Genomic DNA, 18,699 nt, shown 5'->3' on the forward strand with positions numbered 1-18,699 from the left:
CGACCGCGAGCAGGCACGGTTGTCCCAGGTGAGAGGCTAGGCGCCATGACGCAGCGCACCCTCGCCGGTCTGCTCGCGGCGCCGCTGCTCATCGCGCTCTGGGTAGCCGCCGCCACCGAACCCCTGCCCTTCGTCACCTACGAGCCGGGGCTGACCGTCGACGTGCTCGCCGAGGCCCAGGGTCACGAGATCATCCAGGTCCAGGGGCACAAGACCTACCGCGACGACGGCGAGCTGCGGATGACGACCGTCTACGTCTCCCAGCCCGACGCGAAGGTCACCCTCGCCGAGCTGATGCACGACTGGATCAGCCCCTCTGATGCGGTCTACCCCTACAAGGCGGTCTACGCGCCGGGGGAGACCACCGACCAGAACCGGCAGCAGGGCGCGGTCGAGATGGTCTCCTCGCAGGACTCCGCGATCGCGACCGCGCTCAACGAGATGGGCTACCACGTCAAGCCCGCCGTCGAGGTGCTCAGCGTGGTCGACGGGTCGCCCGCGCAGGGGGCGCTGAAGGTCCGCGACATCTTCCTCGAGATCAACGGCGTCAAGGTGACCTCCACCGACGACGTGGTCAAGGGGATCCGGAAGGCGCCCGCCGGGAAGCCGGTGGACTTCGTGGTCCGGCGCGACGGCAAGCGCGTCGACGTGCAGGTGACCCCGAAGGAGAAGGACGGGAAGCCCACGATCGGCATCCAGCTCGGGGCCGGCTACCAGTTCCCCTTCAAGGTGGCGGTCAACATCGACCCGGCCATCGGCGGGCCGAGCGCCGGGCTGATGTTCTCGCTCGGCATCTACGACACGCTCACGCCCGGCTCGCTGACCGACGGCGAGACCATCGCCGGGACCGGGACCGTCGACGGCGCCGGCAAGGTCGGCCCGATCGGCGGCATCCAGCAGAAGATCGTGGCCGCCCGCGACGCCGGCGCCAAGCTCTTCATGGTCCCGCCCGACAACTGCAAGGACGCCCTGGGGGCACCGCACGGCGACATGCGCTTGGTCAAGGCGACGACCATGGACGACGCGGTCCAGGCACTGAAGGCCTGGGATGACAACCACGACGCGACCCTGCCGTCGTGCGAGGAGGACTCGTGACCGGCCCTGACCCGGACCTGCCGGAGCTCAACCCCGAACTGACGGCCGACCTCGACGTCGACCCCGCGCTGGCCGCGGCGGTCCTGGAGATCGAGTCGCACATCGCCGAGGGCGGCTGGGACCAGCCCGCCCGGCTCTACGCCCTGGTCGACACCGGCCAGCTGGTCGCGCGCGAACCGGCGCTGGCGGCCGCGATGGGTCTGGACGCCGCGTCCGAGCAGGGGTCGCTGACCCCGGTGGAGCAGGACGAGCTCGCGCCCGACCAGCCGCTCGAGGCCGTTCTGGAGTCGATCGTGTGGCCCGGCGGCGTCGCCGGCTGCGCGGCCGTGGTGGAGCGGCTGGTGCTGCCTCCCGACGCGGACGCCGAGATCCCCGAGGACCGGGCCCGCGCGGAGGAGTTCGCCCGTGAGCACCCCGACCGCCAGGAGGTCCGCATCGTCGCCGCGCGACCCGCGGCGGCTCGACGTACTGCGCGCTTCGGCTGCGCGCCCACGACGATGCGCAGTCGGTGGTGGGCGGCGCCGACCTGGTGCCCGCGCTTCTGGACCTGCTGTGCTCCACGCTGGTCGACGACCCGGAGGAGTCGCGATGAGTGAGCTGTTCGACGACGACCCCCGCGAGACGTCGCCGGCGTCGCGCCCACCGCGCCGGTCCCGCGCGCTGATCATCACCGCGCTGGTCGTCGTGCTCGGCTTCTTCGCGCTGACCACGTTCGCCGGCCTCTACACCGACCGCCTCTGGTACAAGTACGCCGGCTACAGCGAGGTCTTCTCCACCCTGTTCTGGACCAAGACCGGGTTGTTCTTCTTCTTCGGCCTGCTGATGGCCGCGGTGGTCGGCGTCAACATCTACCTGGCCTACCGCCTGCGACCGCTGTTCCGGCCGAACTCCCCGGAGCAGACCGGACTGGACCGCTACCGCGACGCGGTCACCCCCATCCGCACCTGGCTGCTGGTCGGGGTCTCGCTCGTCGTCGGCGCCTTCGCCGGCTCCTCGGCCGTGGGGCAGTGGCGCCACTACCTGCTGTGGCGCAACGGCGTGCCGTTCGGCAGCAACGACGCCTACTTCGGCAAGGACATCGGCTTCTACGTCTTCGACCTGCCGTGGCTGCACTACCTCGTCGACTTCACGATGGCGGTCACCGTCGTCGCCCTGATCGCGGCCGGCGTCGTGCACTACCTGTACGGCGGGGTGCGCCTGCAGACCTCGCACGACCGGCTCTCCGGCGCGGCCCAGGCGCAGCTGTCGGTGCTGCTGGGCGTCTTCGTGCTCGCCAAGGGCGCCGACTACTGGCTCGACCGCTACGACCTGGTGACCTCCAACGGCGGCCTGATCACCGGCATGACCTACACCGACCAGCACGCCGTGCTGCCGGCCAAGAACATCCTGATGGGCATCGCGATCATCTGCGCGGTGCTGTTCTTCCTCAACGTCTGGCGGCGCACCTGGCTGCTGCCCTCGGTCGGGCTGGCCCTGCTCGCCCTCTCCGCGATCCTGCTCGGGCTGATCTGGCCCGGGATCGTGCAGCAGTTCCAGGTCAAGCCCTCCGAGGCGGACAAGGAGGCGCCGTACATCGAGAAGAACATCGAGGCGACCCGGCTCGCCTACGACATCGACCAGGTCAAGCCGCAGCCCTACACCAGCAAGGCCGACGCCAGCACCGCCAAGCTCGCGAACCTCGAGGCGCAGACCTCGTCGATGCCCCTGGTCGACCCGCACCTCGTGCACGACACCTTCGAGCAGAACCAGCAGATCCGGGCCTACTACTCGGTGGCCGACGTGCTCGACGTCGACCACTACAACATCGACGGCAACGACCGGGCGCTCGTTCTCGGCGTCCGGGAGCTGGACCAGAACGGCATCAACTCCGGTGACAAGAACTGGTCGAACCTGCACACCGTCTACACGCACGGCAACGGCGTGATCGCGGCCTTCGCCAACCAGCGTCCCGCCGACAACTCCAGCGAGTCCACCGACATCCAGTGGGCCGAGGGCCAGCAGCAGAACGACCTGGGCAAGTACGAGAGTCGGATCTACTTCGGCGAGCAGAGCCCCGACTACTCCGTGGTCGGCCATCCGGCGGGCTCGCCCGCCGTCGAGCTGGACCTGGGCAACACCGACTCCTCGGGCAACGTCACCGACGACACCACGACGTACACCGGCAAGGGTGGCGTCCCGATCGGCAGCTTCTTCAACCAGCTGATGTACGCCGTGAAGTTCGGCGAGCCGAATTTCCTGCTCTCCGAGCGGGTCAACTCCGACAGCCAGGTGCTCTACAACCGCACGCCGCGCGAGCGGGTCGAGAAGGTCGCGCCCTGGCTGACCATCGACGGCGACCCCTACCCGGTGGTCGTGGACGGCCGGATCCAGTGGGTCCTCGACGGCTACACCACCACCGACCGGTACCCGTCGTCGGAGCAGGAGTCGTTCAGCACGATGACCGACGACTCGCTCCAGGACACCTCCGGGCTGCGGACCCTGCCGACCGACAACATCAACTACATGCGCAACGCGGTCAAGGCGACCGTCGACGCGTACGACGGCACCGTGCGGCTCTACGCGTGGGACGAGACCGACCCGATGCTGCGGGCGTGGGAGAGCGCCTTCCCGGGCACGGTGCAGCCGCGGGCCGCGATCCCCGACGACCTGATGCAGCACCTGCGCTACCCCGAGGACCTGTTCAAGGTGCAGCGCTACCAGTTCGCCCGCTACCACGTCACCGACGCGAAGGACTTCTACACGGGCAACAACCGCTGGGCGGTGCCCGAGGACCCGAACGTCGCCGGGCACCTGCAGCCGCCGTACCGCCTGTTCGTCACCCAGCCGACCGCCTCCGGCGGCACCAGGACCTCGTTCTCGCTGACGTCGGTGTTCACGCCGTACAGCAAGAGCAACCCGAACAACCTGGCGGCCTTCGTCTCGGTCGACTCCGACGCCTCGGACCGCACGAACTACGGCAAGATGCTCGTGCTGCAGCCCACCCAGCAGACGTCCGGACCCAGCCAGATCGCCAACCAGTTCACCTCGAACAGCCAGGTCGCCAACCAGCTCGCGAAGTTCAACCGCAGTGGTGGCAAGACGATCCCGGGGAACCTGCTCACGCTGCCGATCGCGGACGGCCTGATCTACGTCGAGCCGGTCTACGCAGTGCGCGCCCAGTCGACGTCGAGCTACCCGATCCTGACCTACGTCCTGGTGTCGTACGGCGGGGAGACCGGCATCGGCCGGACCCTCGGGGAGGCGCTGGCCGACGCCCTGAACGTGGCGCCCAGCGGCGGCTCGTCGTCGCCCTCGGGCAACAGCGGAGGCAAGAGCGGCAACCAGGGCGGCAACCAGCAGACCGGGACGGTCAGCCAGCAGATCCGGTCGCTGCTGGATCGCGCCGACCAGGCCTTCATCAGTGCCGACGCCGCGCTGCAGAGGAAGGACACCGTCACCTACGCCAAGCGGATCGAGCAGGCCCGCCGCTACATCGCGCGCGCGGTCGCGCTGTCCGACCAGCAGAAGGCGAACGCCGGCTGACCCGCTCCTCGGGGCTCGCCAGAGGCGGGGGAGGGGCCCGATTTGGCGGTCACCAACGCGTCCCGTAAGGTTGTGTTCACCGACGCGGGGTGGAGCAGCTCGGTAGCTCGCTGGGCTCATAACCCAGAGGTCGCAGGTTCAAATCCTGCCCCCGCTACAAGTAGAAGAACCCGCTGACCTGCGGAAACGCTCAGGGTCAGCGGGTTCTTCGTTTTTCTGGGCCGGCTCGTCGGGCTCGATGCTGCCGAGAATGCTGCCATCGGGGTCGGTTTTGCGAACCGATCCGCCCAGGATGAGCTTGGCGACGGTGTCAGCGGCCAGTTCATCCATCCCGGGGATCACGTGGGTGTAGGTCTGCAGTGTGAAGGCCGCCGTCGCGTGCCCGAGCCGTTCACTGATCACCTTCGGTGAGATCCCGGCCTTGAGAGCCGCGGTCGCGTAGGAGTGACGTACGTCGTGAAGCCGGATCCTCGGTAGCCCCGCCGCCTCGCAGTGCTTGTGGAAGAGCGCGGTGATCGTGTCCGGGTGGAGGGGGTTGCCGTTCGGCCAGACGAAGAGCAACCGTCGGTGCTGGCCGAGGAGGATGCCCTCCTCCTCCCAGACCACCAGGTAGTCGTCAAGCGCAGCGCACGTGTCAGGGTCTAGGGCAAGGCTCCGGATCCCACTGCGGGTCTTGGCCTCCGACTCCACCGCGTGGCCGGCGACGACAACGCGAGGCACGGACGGATGGACGCGCCGCGTCCTCAGGTCGATGTCGTTCCGGGTCAGTCCGGCAAGCTCGCCACGCCGCAGCCCGGTTGTGACCACGAGCAACCAGAGCGCATGGAAGCGATCGTCGCGCACCTGGTGGACGAAGATGCCGAGCTGCTCCGGTGTCCACACCTGAGGCCGCGGCCGAGGCGCACGGGGCGGCTCGGCGTCCTCTGCGTAGTTGCGGGGGAGGAGATCCCACTTGACGGCATCGCGGAGCGCTCGGTGCAGCATCCGATGCACGTTCTGGACTGTCTTCGGTGCGAGGCCACCACCCGTCTTGACCCGCCCCTTCTCCAAGAGGTGGGCGTAGAGCAGGTTGAGCCGGAGTGCCGTCAGGTCCTGGAGAGCGGTCTGCCCGATGACCGGGATGACGTAGGCATCCAGGTAGTTGCGGTAGTTGACCCAGGTCGAGGGTCGTAGGGCACTCTTCACCGCTGCATGCCACTGGTTCACGAAGTCCTCGACGGACTGTCGGTTCGTCTTGACGTGGCGACCCTGCTGGTAAGCCACGATCGCGCTGTTCATGGCACGGCTTGCCTCGCGCTTGGTGCTGAAGCCCGACTTCGTTGCCCGACGACGCTTGCCGGTCAGAGGATCCGGATCGATGTCGAACCGGTACTCCCAGTCACCGTTCGCGCGCCTCGAGACGTTGCCGCTCATGCTGACTCCAGCAGGGCCTGCAAGCGTCGCGTCACGACGTACACCCGGCCGCCCAGGTGGGTGGTCGGCAGGTCGCCGGACGCCGCGCAGCGGTACGCCGCCGAACGGCTGATGCCGAGGAGCTTGGCCACTCGCGGCACCGGGATGAGCAAGGGAAGCTCGTCGAGGTCCGGGTGGGACAAGGCAGCCGCAGGCCCGACGCGAGGCTCTTCCTGCGGCGTCTGCAAGGCGCCGCCCAGCTTTCCGCTCTCGTCCATCTCGTACCTCCGGCTCGGGATCGGGGGAGACTCGCGGGATGTCGCGGGCTCACCGTGCGCACCTCTATGACGCCACGGGATCCGGCGGCACGGAAGGCGGATCGGCTAGTCCCTCACTAGTCCACAGATGCCTCTGGGGCCTTCACCGATCGTCGGAATGCATGGCTACGCTCATGGACGTCTCGGACTCGGGAGGACGCCATGGTCGACCATGGAACACACCGGACGTTGCGGCTTCGTCAGCTCAGGCTGTCCAGGTCGATGACGCAGCAAGACGTGGCGGCGCGCCTCGAACGGCTCGCGGTCCTGGTCGAGCAACGACACGTAGGCGTCAACGCCGACATGGTGTCCAAGTGGGAGCGCGGCCAGAAGCAACCGAGCGTGTTCTACGTGCGGCTGCTGGCCCTGCTGTTCGACGTCAGCCCTGGGCAGCTCGCTGAGCCTGCGCGACCCGAGGACGTTGCCGAGACCCCACAAGGCCCCGGTAGCGTGGATGTCCTGGACCTGCTCGCGTGTTGGACCGGCATACCGCATCGCTGGAGCTCATCCAGCCGAAGGTCGCCGAGCTGTGGAGACGGGACGTGCTCAACCGCCGTGAAGTGCTGAAGGCGATGGGTGCTGTGCCCGCAGCGGCCGGTCTCGAATCCGTACTCCCATCAGGGAAGCCTCCGACATTCCAGGGATCGCGCACCCTGCGGGCGATCTCCGACCTGGTGGGTCATCTGGAACAGACGTACCACGTCGGGGACCCGAAGAGCCTGGTGCTGCCCGTGACAGCGCTCGTCGAGACCATCGAGGACCTGTTGCCGGAGGTTCGCGAACGAAGTCAGCGCAGCTCCATGCTGGCGCTGCTCGCCCGCTCCAACCTGCTCGCCGGCCGGCTCAGCTTCTTCGACGTCCACCGGCCGCGTGACGCTCGGTGGCACCTCGACCTCGCGCGTGAGGCTGCGCAGCAGGCAGGGGACCCGGTGATGACGTCCGTCGTTTACGGACACATGGCCTTCCTCCCCGCCGCCAAGCACAACTTCGAGGCCTCCGCGTCGTACGTCGCCGGTGCCCGTGACGCTCTGGCGCGTCAGCCGATCGCGCTGGTGGAGTCTTGGCTCAGCGCCGTCGAGGGCGAGCTGAACACCCAGGCCGGCTCCCTGACCCCGGCCCGACACTGCATCGACCGGGCCAGAGCAACGCTCGAGGATCGACGCCAGGCGTCAGCGCCGAAGTGGTTCGACTTCTACGACGCCAACAGGCTCAACGGCTTCGATGGATTCACGCTGCGAAAGGCAGGCGACCTCGACGGCGCACGCGCTTGCCTGACCGCGGCGATGCAACCTGGACCCGACGTGGGTCCGAAGCAGCGGGCGGTGACCATGTTGGACCTGGCCGCCACGAGCATCGAGCAGGGGGACGTCGACTACGGCAGTCGACTGGCCGTTGAAGCGGCCTCGGGCCTCAGAGCTGCCGGGTATGCGACAGCCGTCGATCGCCTCGTGGAGGTCAAGGACACCCTCCCTGACCCGCGGAGCCCGCAGGCTAGATTGCTGGCGGAAACTCTCGCCGAACTGTCTTAGGAGTCGCTGTGGCCGGTCCGTCCTCGGGAGGCATTCGTGCTGTTGTTTTCGATGTCGGCGAGGTGTTGATCGACGAGACCAACGAGTACGGCACCTGGGCAGATTGGCTGGGCGTCCCACGGCACACGTTTTCGGCGATGTTCGGTGCGGTCATTGCGCGCGGCGAGGACTACCGACAGGTCTTCCAGCACTTCAAGCCGGGGTTCGACCTCGCCGAGGAACGCCAGAAGCGTCTTGACGCCGGCCTGGGGGAGTTCGTCAACGCGCTGAATCTCTACCCGGACGTGCGGCCGTGCTTCGACGAGCTCCGGGCCGCCGGGTTCGTCGTCGGCATTGCCGGCAACCAGACCGCGAGGGCCGGCCGGTTCCTCCGCGAGCTCAACCTGCCGGCCGACTTCCTCGTGACCTCCGATGATCTGGGGGCTGAGAAGCCGGATCTGGCCTTCTTCGAGAAGCTGCTCGAGCACGCCGGGCTGGCTCCGGAGGGGACGCTGTATGTCGGCGATCGCTTCGAGAACGACGTCCTGCCGGCTCAGCAGGCCGGGCTGAGGGGCGCCTTGCTGCGTCGGGGCCCGTGGGGCTACGTCAACGATGAGCACCCTGACGCGAAGCAGGCGGACCTTCGTCTGGCCACGCTGTCGGGCCTTGCCGAGACGCTGCGGGCGCTGGAGGAGCACGCCGGCGAGTAGTCGTGGCCTTGGCCAAGGCGCGCTGATGGTCAGCTGTGGTCATCCGGGTGCTCGTCGCTCTCATCCACAGATCCGGGTCGATCCGGTGATGAATGGCGTCATGCCTGCTCGAGTGGACAACCAGTCTTCGACTCGAGGAGTGCGCTTGCCATGCCGCGAACCCAGGACCGGACCGCGTCCCTGACCGCAGCCGGAGGTGTCGCCGTCGTGGCGATGACCGCCGCACTCATCAGCTTCTCCCATGTGCGTGCCCTGGCCATCAGGGCTGGCGAGTCCGAGCTGGCGTCATGGCTGCTGCCCGTGTCGATCGATGGCGCCATCGCGGCCGCCGTCGCCGTGATCCTTGCCGACTCCCGTGCCGGCAGGCGGCCGGCCGGCCTGACCTGGCTGCTGCTGGTACTCGGTCTGGCCGGCTCGCTGGCCGGCAACATCGCCTCGGCCGAGCCGACGATGACCGCCCGTGCCGTCGCCGCCTGGCCGCCCATCGCGCTCGCGCTCGGCATCGAGGTGCTGGCCGGTCTCGCGAGGCGGATCGAGGACACTTCACCGGCCGTCCAATCTCTGCCGGCACCGACCGATGCTGCCGCCTCCCAGTCTGATGATCGCCCGACAGCCGAGCGTGCACATCGGCCTATTCGCGCCGGCACCGGCACCGGCGGAGCGGCGAAGGCTGCCGACCGGCAGCCTTCGCCTTCCGACACCGAAGCAGTGGCGATGATCCGGCAGCTTGATGCCGCTGCGCCGGCCGGCCGAGTATCGAGGCTGCAGATCCAGCAGCGACTGGGCTGCGGTGGCTCCAAGGCCGCACGGCTGGCGACCATCGCCCGACGGGGCGAGCTTCCTGCCGCACCTTGATCTCGGCAGGCCGAGCAGCAGGTGTCGACCGATGCGGCATCGATCTCGTCTACGCCGGCAGCCAGGCCGTCATGTTTGGCGTGTCCAGGCGTCGCCGGCGAAGGGGGCTGGCTAGCGTGATGGCGTGTTGAGTCGCGAACTAGGACCGCTGCGCCCGTTCGCGGTGCGCCTTCGCCACCACGTGCCGGGCACACCGATGGCCGCGGATCAGTGCTACGGGTGGGAAGGGGCGACAACCGACGAAGCGCACGCCGTGGTGCTGGCACGGCGCGAGGCCCGCTCCGACGGTTGGGACCCAGAAGGCCCGGTCGCGTACCGGGTCGTTGAGGTGACTGGTTTCCTGCCAGTCGCCCACGAGTGGGTCGAGTCCGCGTAGCGGCTGACCACCATTCTGGGGTCGTGGGTTGCTCGCCGCACCAGCGCGAAGGCGGCCTGCCATCGCCTGCCCATGGCTGTTACGCCCGACGTGACGTGGGCATTGAGTTGCTGCGCAGACCGCCAACGCGGGGGCGGCACACCCGCGCTGGGCCGACCCGCGAGGCGCCGATGCGCGATCGAGGTCCCCGGCGTTCGCTACCCCGCCAATCCCGGCCAGCTCTCGCAAGCACCGTGATCCGCAGCCTCGGAGGATCTGCAGTCCCAGACTCACCAACCCGACGCGCAACCAGAGCGAGAAGTCTGCGGGTTCGCGATGCAGCTCCTCCCACAGGTCCTCGTCCATTGCCGAGAAGGAGGACACACCTCTTGCACCTCCGTGGTGGGGAGCGCTCACCCTTTGTTCGTCGGTCTCACGGATGCCACACACGAGGTCGGCCGGGGACCCACACACAACGTTGATCAACAGAAGTCCCCACTGGTGTCAGCTCCACCTCAGGACTCTGATCGCGACCCCGGACGAGTCCCCGTTCTGGACCGAGCAGCCTGCGCCTCGGCGGCCTAGCCGATCAGCGGCGGTCAGCGGCGATGCGCGCCAGGAGTCGCAGCACGTGCTCGAACCAGCCGAACATCGCCCAGTAGGTGGTCACAACCAGGCCCACGACTCCGGCAACGAGCGCCGCCGTGACAAGCAGTCCACCCTCGTGCGAGTTGAAGGCGGCCACGACCATGCCCACGACGGTCACGCCGCCGCCCACGAGGGCTAGCGCGGTGATGACCTCCTTGAAGGTGCCGATGATTCCGGCGACGCGGAGCGCGGCCTGGATATCGTGATCGCCGGTCTGTTGGGTCCTGGACATGTTGATCCCCGTTGGTTGTCGAGTGGTGCCCGAGCATGCACTCACGTTGCGCGTAGCCGGATGGCGCAGGGCACCAACCTGCCTGTCATCCCTTGCAATGGGTCTCCCGGCTGGAAGACGGCTCGCTCAGAGTTTGAAGCGGAACGAGAACCCGAACGGCAGCCTGATCGATCCGCGACGCCGGGAGTTGATCGTGACCGGCCCTTGGCGGCGCGACAGCGAAGCACCTGACTTGCTCAGGTTGAGCCGGGACCTCTTGCCCACCCTGAGCGACCTGCGCCAGACGAGTGGCATCAGCGGGTGACTTCGCAGGCGGTGCCGTCGTGGTCAGCGTCGCTCTCGCTGTTGGCTCGGTAGACCGCGGGCCGCACGGCGGGCCGGTAGTGGCCGGTGTTCGCCTGGTGGTTAGCAGCGGCCTTTGACCGTGCTACGCCGTACTTGAAGTCCCGGTGCATCCCGTCGCAGTTGGCGTAGTCGGTGACGGCGTTGGCAGGGCCAGCGGTGTATGTGAACGCGCTGGCCGTCAGTGCAACGGCGATCATGCCGGTCTTTGCGGCACGGAACATGGGAACCCCCCGGTAGGTGTGTGTTAAGCCCCCGAAACGTACGTGCGGCGGGGGTGGGCGCGCAGCGAAACGGTGAATCCGGCTCGGACGGCCGCCCGGATTGCACGATCGGACAGAACGGCTCCGGACCCGCGCGTGCGGCGCCGGCGTCCCTTCGCGCTTCGAGCGCTGGCGACCGACTGCCTGACTGAGAGACTGACGAAACCCGCACCCCCGGGATGTCCGCGGCGCGTTGGAGAACTGGGACAGACCGGGGCGAAGGCCGGTGTCACCGCGTACTCCGTGTCACGAACTGCAGCAAGCAGGGCGAGATTCCCGAAGCTGCCGGCCGAAAGTCCTGACGGCCTGGTCTCCATGTCGGTACCGTGACGCGGCCACAAGGGGGAGAGGGACGTAGAGCAGCACCGAGGAAGCCGCGCGCCGCGAACGCCAGCGCGTCGCGATGGACCAGTACTTGAAGAACCAGGACGCTGAGGAAGCAGCCCAGCAAACAGCTGAGCAGACGTCCCAAACCGGGTCCTCAACGATGCGCCACGTGCCGGCTGGCTGGTACCCCGATCCGGTCATGGCCTCGACACGACGGTATTGGGACGGGGCCGCTTGGACTGAGCACATCGTGCCCGCAGATGACCCCGCCGCACGAGAAACGGTCGGTGCTATCGCTGAATCAGTTCCCGACCCTGCGCCAGCCGAAGCGGCGGGAGTCGGACGGCCCCGGCTGGACTCGAGCGTCAATGACTCGGCAGGACGCGATGACGCCACCTTCGCTTGGGTGCTTGCATGCTTGCCGCTCGCCTGGATCGCCATCGACTACGCGGCTCCGCAGGTCACGGCCCAGCGGTGGTTCTGGGTCGTCGGCTGGATTGTCGCCGGTGCTCTCGCGAGCGCGGATGCGAAGCGCCTGGATGCCCGTGGCGTGGAAGCGCCGGGCTGGTTCTGGGCAGCGTTTCTTCAGCCCGTCTACCTGATCCGCCGGTCGACCCTCGCGAGATCGACGCCGCTCCTACCCATCGTATGGTTCGTGACGTTCGGAGCATTCATCTTTGCTGCGTACACCTTCAACAACACCTGGGAGTTCAATGGCGGAACAGAGGGTTTCCGCATCGAGAGCCAACTTGAACAGCGTGGCATCAACTCGAACGTGTCCTGCCCCTCGGATTGGCTCAGCAAGGGCGAGACAGTGAACTGCACCGTGCATGTGCGCGGCTACGGGACATCGATCCTGAAGGTCACCGCCGGCGCAGACGGCGCCTACACATGGCGAGTAATCCCATAGCGGATCGTCGACTCATTGAAGCGCGGACTTGCCTTGACCCGGGGTGGCGTGTCGTGCGGATGGTCCTGCCAAGTCGGAATCGATGAGAGCCGGGCCTTTAGACTGGGGAAGGCTCGCGGTGGCCCCGTCGCGGCGAATAGACGCATCTCGGGCGTGCCGTCGACGGCGACGAAGCTCACGGTGATTCGACAGGGGCTTGCTGCTCTAAAGGCCGAGGGTCAGAGAGCTTGGAAGGTGCCGGCGGCATGCGCCTGGGCCTGGGTCCGGACGTTCACAGCGTCGTTGTAGGCCTGGGTGCCACGACGAAAGCGCTTGTTAGATCCGATGAATGGCCAGCCGGTGAGGAAGAAGCAAAGCACAGGGGAGACCTGATGGCTCGAGCCGGCCGCACGCAGCGCGTTATTCATTCGGTCGGCTAGGCCGTAGTTGGCAAAGGGCTGCAGGAACCAAGCGAACAGGAAGCCGGCCGCCCTGGGCGAGACGCTCGTTCGATTGAGTGATCCACTTCGCTCTGGCGATGCCGATCGTGAAGAGGTTGACGATCCAGCTGGGCGGGGTGTCTAGGCGGTTCATGCCGGGAAGGTTAAGGGCGTTTGATGTGTCTGTCGGCCGAACGCGAGAAGTTGCTTTCCAGGCCTGGGGCCGCAGACTCGATGTCTTCGAGTTCGGGCATGCTCTCGTTCACCGGGCACGGGCGAGGTGGGCGGGCAACAGGGTTCACCAAGTCCTGAGAATCGCGCTTACGTTGTGTCATCGTGATGAGTGCGTGTCGACCACGCGGACGGCCGGTGGTAGGACGCTCGTCTCGGACGCGGCCTCGAGAACCTGTGACCCGCGACCCGTGAGGCTCCAGTTGAGTGACGTTGGGCGGGCGGAGCGGCCGGGGCTCGAGATTCTCCGCGGCGGTCTGATTGACCGAGAGGATTCGTCTTCCCGCCAGCAGGCGGTCTAGGACCTAGTCTCTGATCGTTCGTAGCGCCTCTGCGTTGAAAGTAGTTCTGTGACTGACCCGATTCCCTCCTCGTCCTCGACGAGCGAGAAGGCCGCACCTCCAGCTCCGCCGCTCCCTCCGAGCGTGTCTCGGTCGGCTACTCAGCCTGCGGTTCGATCTGGTCCGGGAGTGGACGGACGGCGTCCGGACATTGGGCTGGTGGTCGCCGGATTGTGGCTTGTCTGCTCGCTCGCGGTTGGCCTGTGGCTAATGGCGAGTAGCCACAGCATTGCCGGCCACGATGTAAAGCTGCATCCCACCGCATTGACGAACTCGCAGGCGTACGGCGGGGATGCGTACACGGGCATCCAGAACGCGACTGCCAACACGGCCAACAACGTGAGGGCTCTTGCCGCGTTTCAGAACACGAACGCCAGGATCGAGCGACGGGTGTCGTCACGCGCCAATATCGGGATCGGGTTCATCGTCATCAGCATCGGTGTCGTCAACTTCAACATGGCACTGAGGCGTAGACCGACTCCATCTAGCTGAGGCCCGCTGAACCGTTCAGCGGGCCCCTACCTGGCGGCCTGGCGAACGGACCACTTGTGGGCCCAGGGCGCAGGCAAACGTCGGTCGCATCCGAGGCCGGCGGAGAAGGCACTACGGCACGCGGGACGCTGTGTCGGGACGCATGACGGTCCGTTTTGGAGCGTGCAGCATTCGAACGATCTCGGGGAGAAGCGCATGAGGAAGTATCGGCCCTACTCGCGTTACCAGTTGCGTCTACTGCGTCGGCACTGGATACGACGAAATCTGACAGCCATCACGCTCGTCACCGCCGGGGGCCTAACGATCGCCGTCGCAGTGACAATCCTGCAGTTGAAGATAGGTGGCCACGGTCCGATCACTTACTACTGCCTTGGTGCCTTCGACGTTGCAGTTGTGGCGGCCTTTCTTCATCTGCTGCACGCGGCGTTCCTCGCAACCGATCGGCAAGCGATGCACCACGTTCGCGGAGCGTGGGGCGAGGAGAACACTCGCAGCGAGCTCCAACGTGCAAAACGCAAGCGACTGATCTGGGGATGGGTCGACAGCATCAGCCTCAAAGCGGGAGACCTAGACCATCTCGTCATCACCCGCCGCGGCGGTCTCGTCGCGATCGACTCGAAGTGGCGGAACACGCCAGACGCGAACGACGCCGCTGAGATGGCTCGCTCCGCAAATCGTGCCCGACTCCGCGCCGAGGGCCTCGCGCAGACGCTCCTTCGAACAGAACGGGGGGCTCACAGAGCGCGCACGCGATCAGTCTCCGTCACGCCGCTGGTCGTCGTCTGGGGCGCCGCCCAACACGACCTCCGCGAGGACGCGGCAGTAGAAGGAGTTGCCTTCGTCCGCGGCCGCGACCTTCTCCAATGGCTCTCACGGCTTGACGACGGCGCCGTGTCCCGCGACGCAGCATCCGACCTACTGACCCGTCTGACTGACTTTCGAGCGAGCGCCTGGGAAGTGCCAGGCCTTTCCTGATCCGGAGTCCGGCCTCGCCCGTCCGGAGCGCTCATGCCCTGCGATTTCGCTCGAGCGTGTTTCAAGCGCGCCCACGCAGGCACGACGAGCCCGATCGACGCAGCGGCAATGCCTCTGACGAGATGGCTACGCTCTTATCGCGGGGAAGGAGAGGGAGCACACGATGGCACAAGTAACCATGACGATATGCGATCGTCACCACCAGCAGGGCGCAGAAGTGCCAGGCACTTCCCGCCGCTTCGTGATCGACGGTTTCAAGGCGACAACCGATCTCTGTGACGAGTGCTACGAGACCGAAGCGGGACCGCTGCTCAGTTTTCTGCGCACCATGACGGGAACGACCGCCCCCAAGCGGACAACCACATCCGGCAAACGCCGACCAAAGTCCAAGCTGGACAGTTCGACCGTCCGTGCCTGGGCGGTGGAGAACGGCATCGACGTATCACCGCGGGGCAGGATCAGCCAGGACCTCCTTGAGCGGTACCGAGCGTCACAGGGCTGAGGAATGGGCTCACCCCAACGCGGCGAGGTGGGCCACACGACCTTGACCCATGCGTGACGTGGTGCGCGTGCGCGACCGAGTGAAGCTCGCCATGTCCCGATGACCGCGGCCCGGACTTTGCCCGGCCCTGCAATGCCGAAAGACTCGTCTGGCGTGTCACAGGCCGATCTTGTTGACCGCGTAGATCGCCTCTTTGAGGGTGTACTTATCGCCGTATGCACTCGACAACTGTTCGATGAGTCCTTGGCGAGAGAAGGATGAATATGAGAGGTAGTCCTTAGCTGAGCGGACCGCCTGCTGCCTCCAGTCCACGCGGAGTTGGCTAACGGCCCAAGTGGCATCCGCAAGGTTGAAGCCGTCGCCGAAGTTCGACGACAGTTGGTCGATGAGGCCCTGTCGGCTGAAGGCCGAGTAGTCCAGGTAGTCCTGAGCAGACGCAAGCGCGTTTTCCATGGCAAGAGTCACCTTCGACCGGCTCGGATCACTTGGGAAAGCATCCTTAGAGTCGGCAACGCCGTCATTGTCGGCGTCCTTGCTGTACTTGGGATCCCGAGGAAACGCGTCAAGCTGATCAGGGACAAGGTCACCGTCGGTGTCCTTGCTGTAGCTGGCATTCTTGGGGAAGGCGTCCTTGTAGTCGGCGACCCCGTCCCGGTCGGTGTCGAGGTCGTCACGGGTTTGAATCTTGGGGTCCTTGGGCCGGAAGTCATCGCCATCCCTCACACCGTCTCGGTCGGTGTCGAGGTCGTCACGGGTTTGGATCTTGGGATCCTTGGGCCGGAAGTCATCCGCGTCGGTCACGCCGTCGCCGTCGGTGTCAACGGGCTCGGTCTCCGTCCCGGTTTCCGAAGAGTTCCCCGCACCAGAATCGCCACCCACCTCAGCCGAGGTACCCGCCGCCGCAGGACTGGGATCTCCATTCGCGCCGCCAAGGGCCCCCACGATCACCAACAGAAGGACGAATGCCGACACGCCGCTGATCACCTTGTGGCGAAGGAACCAGCTCCCCCGCGATGTGGTGGTCACGCCACCGCGAGCCGTCGCCCTCGGCTGCGAGGATTGGCCAGAACCTGGCTCGACCCTCGCGGGCGCCGTGTGCTCGGTCCACTTCTGGCCATCCCAGTACCGCTGACCGTTGCCCACGTTGTCGGGGTACCAGCCGGGAGGGGGAGTCGCGTTCATCGTTCCCTTATTCCTTGAGATCGGGTCCGACAGCGCGGACCGGGTTGGGACGGCGACCGTCAGCTAGTGTGCAAGTTCTGCCGGCGGGAAATCGCCCGCCTAGGCCCTTGGTCGAGAAGCTGGCCCCGATAGGACTCTTCGCAAGACCTCAGCCGAGGTGTGGGTTGGCCAGTTTGGACGCGCCGCGTGGGAACGCGGCACGGACAGCCGTCGTCGTCATCCGTGGCCTTCCGGCCACGGTTGAACCATCGGCGAACCCATCCCGCCACTTGAGAGTTCCGCGCCGATCGTTTGCCAGCAGGACCGAGTCGCGGCGGATAGACGCGGGTGGCTGACGCGGGAGTTCAGTTCCGCGCAACGCCGCCGAGGGAGGGCAGTTCAGTTCACCCAGCGGGGTCGGGTGGCCATGTCGCGAGTTTCGGCCTTGATTGTCGGTGGGATCGGTAAAGATCGGCGCATGTATGAAGTGGTGGTCTCGTCCGCCGGAACGGTTGCACTCGCACTAGTGACTGGTGGGGTCGGTTACATGTTCGGAGTGCGGCGCGAGCGGGACAAGGAGCGGCGCGACCGCAACCTCATTGCAGCGGCCGAACTGACGGCGCCACTCCGAGAGCTTCAGCGACTCTTGCGATGGCTCGGACGGGAGCCAGTCGAGACCAGCGAGGTAACCGCCGCGTTCATTGGTTGGTCGACGGCATACGACGCTCAGGGGCACCGCCTACCGCGGCGATGGCGCCACATCGCGCGAAGCGTTCGCGATGCCGCGGGAACAGTGTTCGGTGGTGTGTCACTCGTACACATCCGGCCTGACACAGCTCACCTGGGACTGGGTGAGCCGGGCGGCATGTGGCAGGACTACGCGGACGAGTACTTGGGTTACGCCGCCAGATCCATCCTCGAGTGGGGAGACTCGAGCCGAGACGCACCCAAGGAACTGATGAGCTACGAGGCGTGGCTGGTCCGCACCGGGCGCAGGGAGCCGTATGGCAGCAACCGACAACTAGATACTCCGCACTCGACTATTTGAACGACGGAGGCGAGCGCGCGACGTGGCGGAATGACGCACCTTTCGATGTCGCGCGGATCAGCGAGGCCGAGCGTTGGTTCAGGTGCCCGCGAAATGGATGTGGGCTGGCTGCACGCGAGCCAGTGGCTGCCCGTCGCAACTGATTATGGTGGTGGCCCACATCATGGAGCGGCCGGAATCTTCGCGAGTCAGTCCCGTGAACAGCCGTTTCTGTTTGAGCGACTTCCCTTCATCGCCGTATCGACTGGTGTGGCGAAGTTGTGCAATCTCGTGCGGCGCCGACTTTGGAGGCGTCAGGATGACCGCCGACCTGTCAACCGTTTCCGGGGGAACCAACGATGGATGTGAAGAACGCGACCGCAGGAGTCGTCGCGATCATGGTCGCGACGTGCTTCTTGATCATGGGCGCAATCGTGCAATCGGCGATCTTCGCCGTGCCCATGTTCCTCTCGGGAATCATCGGCGTCATCCTGCTGCTGCGAGCGTTCACAACGCGAAACTGCCCCGCCTGCAAGAGCAACGTACCGTCCGGCGCGACGCTATGCCGACACTGTCAGTCGGCGCTCGTCTGAGCCCTGGCCACCGACTCAGAGGACTACCCGCCCGTAGTCGGCCCCAGCGATCGCTGCAGTTCATGCGCCGCGACGAACCTCGCTTGGCTCATCGGTTCCTGGGGACTGCCCTACATGAAGCGAGGAGAGGGCGTCCCGTGGCGGTCATAGACGAGCGGTCCCTGCTTTTCATAGATGCGGGAATGCGGGCGAGAAGTGGTCCCCCCAGTGCGTTCGACACCAATTTCGTTCAGTTGAACGACCATTGGCATCAGATCGTTGAATGGGCCTGCGGCCCCGCCTAGCAGCATCTACGGTCGTGCTAGCCACGGTGGTAGGGCAAGGCCACCTTCGCGGCATAAGAGGCATTCGTGGGTGCATTCGCTCGATCGCGTAGTTGCTCGCGCGTTGAGGGATTCGCCTCTGCGGGGAACGAGTATCTGATCGACCGCTAGCAACTCCTTCACAGTGCGCTTGCGGCAGCAGACAATGGGACGACGAGA

The 18,699-nt window shown here is 66.4% G+C and carries 18 protein-coding genes, 1 tRNA gene and 1 pseudogene; 13 read left to right on the forward strand and 7 right to left on the reverse strand.

Going from position 1 to position 18,699, the window contains the following annotated elements; all coding sequences use genetic code 11:
- Positions 1-45 precede the first annotated feature (45 nt).
- The 4 genes from H0S67_RS06815 (at position 46) to H0S67_RS06830 (ending at position 4,774) form a co-directional block, all read left to right on the forward strand.
- Positions 46-1,095 carry a YlbL family protein gene (locus H0S67_RS06815; protein ID WP_180935960.1) on the forward strand — a complete coding sequence of 350 codons (1,050 nt, stop codon included), beginning with the start codon at positions 46-48 and terminating at the stop codon, positions 1,093-1,095.
- Entirely contained in the window at positions 1,092-1,691 is a 600-nt protein-coding gene (locus tag H0S67_RS06820; RefSeq protein ID WP_246355195.1) for a PPA1309 family protein, read from the forward strand. The genes H0S67_RS06815 and H0S67_RS06820 overlap by 4 nt, the downstream gene beginning before the upstream one ends.
- Entirely contained in the window at positions 1,684-4,617 is a 2,934-nt protein-coding gene (locus tag H0S67_RS06825; RefSeq protein WP_180935961.1) for a UPF0182 family membrane protein, read from the forward strand. The genes H0S67_RS06820 and H0S67_RS06825 overlap by 8 nt, the downstream gene beginning before the upstream one ends.
- 83 nt (positions 4,618-4,700) lie before the next feature.
- A tRNA-Met gene (locus H0S67_RS06830) sits at positions 4,701-4,774 on the forward strand.
- Here the strand turns inward: H0S67_RS06830 and H0S67_RS06835 are convergent.
- Both H0S67_RS06835 and H0S67_RS06840 read right to left on the reverse strand, forming a co-directional pair.
- Positions 4,756-6,030: a site-specific integrase gene (locus tag H0S67_RS06835; RefSeq protein WP_180935962.1), complete on the reverse strand. Its 1,275-nt coding sequence runs from the start codon at positions 6,028-6,030 to the stop codon at positions 4,756-4,758. The two genes, H0S67_RS06830 and H0S67_RS06835, sit on opposite strands and share 19 nt — an antisense overlap.
- Positions 6,027-6,287 (reverse strand): helix-turn-helix domain-containing protein, encoded by a 261-nt coding sequence (locus H0S67_RS06840; protein ID WP_180935963.1) that lies wholly within the window; start codon positions 6,285-6,287, stop codon positions 6,027-6,029. Before H0S67_RS06840 ends, H0S67_RS06835 begins: the two co-directional genes overlap by 4 nt.
- A 201-nt stretch (positions 6,288-6,488) precedes the next feature.
- Here H0S67_RS06840 and H0S67_RS27875 point away from each other — a divergent pair, with 201 nt between their 5' ends.
- The 4 genes from H0S67_RS27875 to H0S67_RS06860 all read left to right on the forward strand — a co-directional run bounded on the left by H0S67_RS27875 (position 6,489) and on the right by H0S67_RS06860 (position 9,399).
- On the forward strand, positions 6,489-6,893 hold the full coding sequence (locus H0S67_RS27875) for a helix-turn-helix domain-containing protein (RefSeq protein ID WP_180935964.1): 405 nt from the start codon (positions 6,489-6,491) through the stop codon (positions 6,891-6,893).
- A complete protein-coding gene (locus H0S67_RS06850) occupies positions 6,800-7,855 on the forward strand; it encodes an NsdA family TPR-like regulatory protein (RefSeq protein ID WP_180937070.1) in 1,056 nt (351 codons plus the stop codon). Before H0S67_RS27875 ends, H0S67_RS06850 begins: the two co-directional genes overlap by 94 nt.
- Positions 7,856-7,863: 8 nt before the next feature.
- Positions 7,864-8,544 (forward strand): HAD family hydrolase, encoded by a 681-nt coding sequence (locus H0S67_RS06855; RefSeq protein WP_246355196.1) that lies wholly within the window; start codon positions 7,864-7,866, stop codon positions 8,542-8,544.
- Positions 8,545-8,694: 150 nt separating this feature from the next.
- Complete coding sequence (locus H0S67_RS06860; RefSeq protein ID WP_180935965.1) at positions 8,695-9,399, forward strand: DUF2637 domain-containing protein; 705 nt, start codon at positions 8,695-8,697, stop codon at positions 9,397-9,399.
- A 944-nt stretch (positions 9,400-10,343) separates the two neighbouring features.
- On the opposite strand, the gene H0S67_RS06865 is transcribed toward H0S67_RS06860, so the two are convergent.
- From H0S67_RS06865 to H0S67_RS06875, 3 genes are all read right to left on the reverse strand, one after another.
- Positions 10,344-10,634: a hypothetical protein gene (locus H0S67_RS06865; RefSeq protein WP_180935966.1), complete on the reverse strand. Its 291-nt coding sequence runs from the start codon at positions 10,632-10,634 to the stop codon at positions 10,344-10,346.
- A gap of 126 nt (positions 10,635-10,760) precedes the next feature.
- Entirely contained in the window at positions 10,761-10,928 is a 168-nt protein-coding gene (locus tag H0S67_RS27880; protein WP_180935967.1) for a DUF4236 domain-containing protein, read from the reverse strand.
- Positions 10,928-11,200: an excalibur calcium-binding domain-containing protein gene (locus H0S67_RS06875; RefSeq protein ID WP_180935968.1), complete on the reverse strand. Its 273-nt coding sequence runs from the start codon at positions 11,198-11,200 to the stop codon at positions 10,928-10,930. The genes H0S67_RS27880 and H0S67_RS06875 overlap by 1 nt, the downstream gene beginning before the upstream one ends.
- 442 nt (positions 11,201-11,642) lie before the next feature.
- Between H0S67_RS06875 and H0S67_RS06880 the strand changes: the two genes are divergently transcribed.
- The 4 genes from H0S67_RS06880 (at position 11,643) to H0S67_RS06895 (ending at position 15,436) form a co-directional block, all read left to right on the forward strand.
- Positions 11,643-12,476, forward strand: coding sequence for a DUF2510 domain-containing protein (locus H0S67_RS06880; protein ID WP_180935969.1), 834 nt, complete (start codon positions 11,643-11,645; stop codon positions 12,474-12,476).
- A gap of 1,120 nt (positions 12,477-13,596) precedes the next feature.
- On the forward strand, positions 13,597-13,959 hold the full coding sequence (locus H0S67_RS06885; RefSeq protein WP_180935970.1) for a hypothetical protein: 363 nt from the start codon (positions 13,597-13,599) through the stop codon (positions 13,957-13,959).
- A gap of 195 nt (positions 13,960-14,154) precedes the next feature.
- Entirely contained in the window at positions 14,155-14,934 is a 780-nt protein-coding gene (locus tag H0S67_RS06890; RefSeq protein ID WP_180935971.1) for a hypothetical protein, read from the forward strand.
- Positions 14,935-15,097: 163 nt separating this feature from the next.
- Entirely contained in the window at positions 15,098-15,436 is a 339-nt protein-coding gene (locus tag H0S67_RS06895) for an Lsr2 family DNA-binding protein (protein ID WP_180935972.1), read from the forward strand.
- 156 nt (positions 15,437-15,592) lie between these two features.
- Here the strand turns inward: H0S67_RS06895 and H0S67_RS06900 are convergent, their stop codons facing one another.
- Both H0S67_RS06900 and H0S67_RS27885 read right to left on the reverse strand, forming a co-directional pair.
- Positions 15,593-16,408 carry an Ltp family lipoprotein gene (locus tag H0S67_RS06900; protein WP_246355197.1) on the reverse strand — a complete coding sequence of 272 codons (816 nt, stop codon included), beginning with the start codon at positions 16,406-16,408 and terminating at the stop codon, positions 15,593-15,595.
- A gap of 111 nt (positions 16,409-16,519) precedes the next feature.
- A pseudogene (locus H0S67_RS27885) lies at positions 16,520-16,618 on the reverse strand (DUF2510 domain-containing protein); the annotation flags it as partial.
- Positions 16,619-17,983: 1,365 nt separating this feature from the next.
- Here H0S67_RS27885 and H0S67_RS06905 point away from each other — a divergent pair.
- Positions 17,984-18,217, forward strand: coding sequence for a hypothetical protein (locus H0S67_RS06905; protein ID WP_180935974.1), 234 nt, complete (start codon positions 17,984-17,986; stop codon positions 18,215-18,217).
- The last annotated feature ends 482 nt before the right edge of the window (positions 18,218-18,699 follow it).

It is taken from the genome of Nocardioides ungokensis (assembly GCF_013466985.1).
Taxonomy (GTDB): Bacteria; Actinomycetota; Actinomycetes; order Propionibacteriales; family Nocardioidaceae; genus Nocardioides; species Nocardioides ungokensis.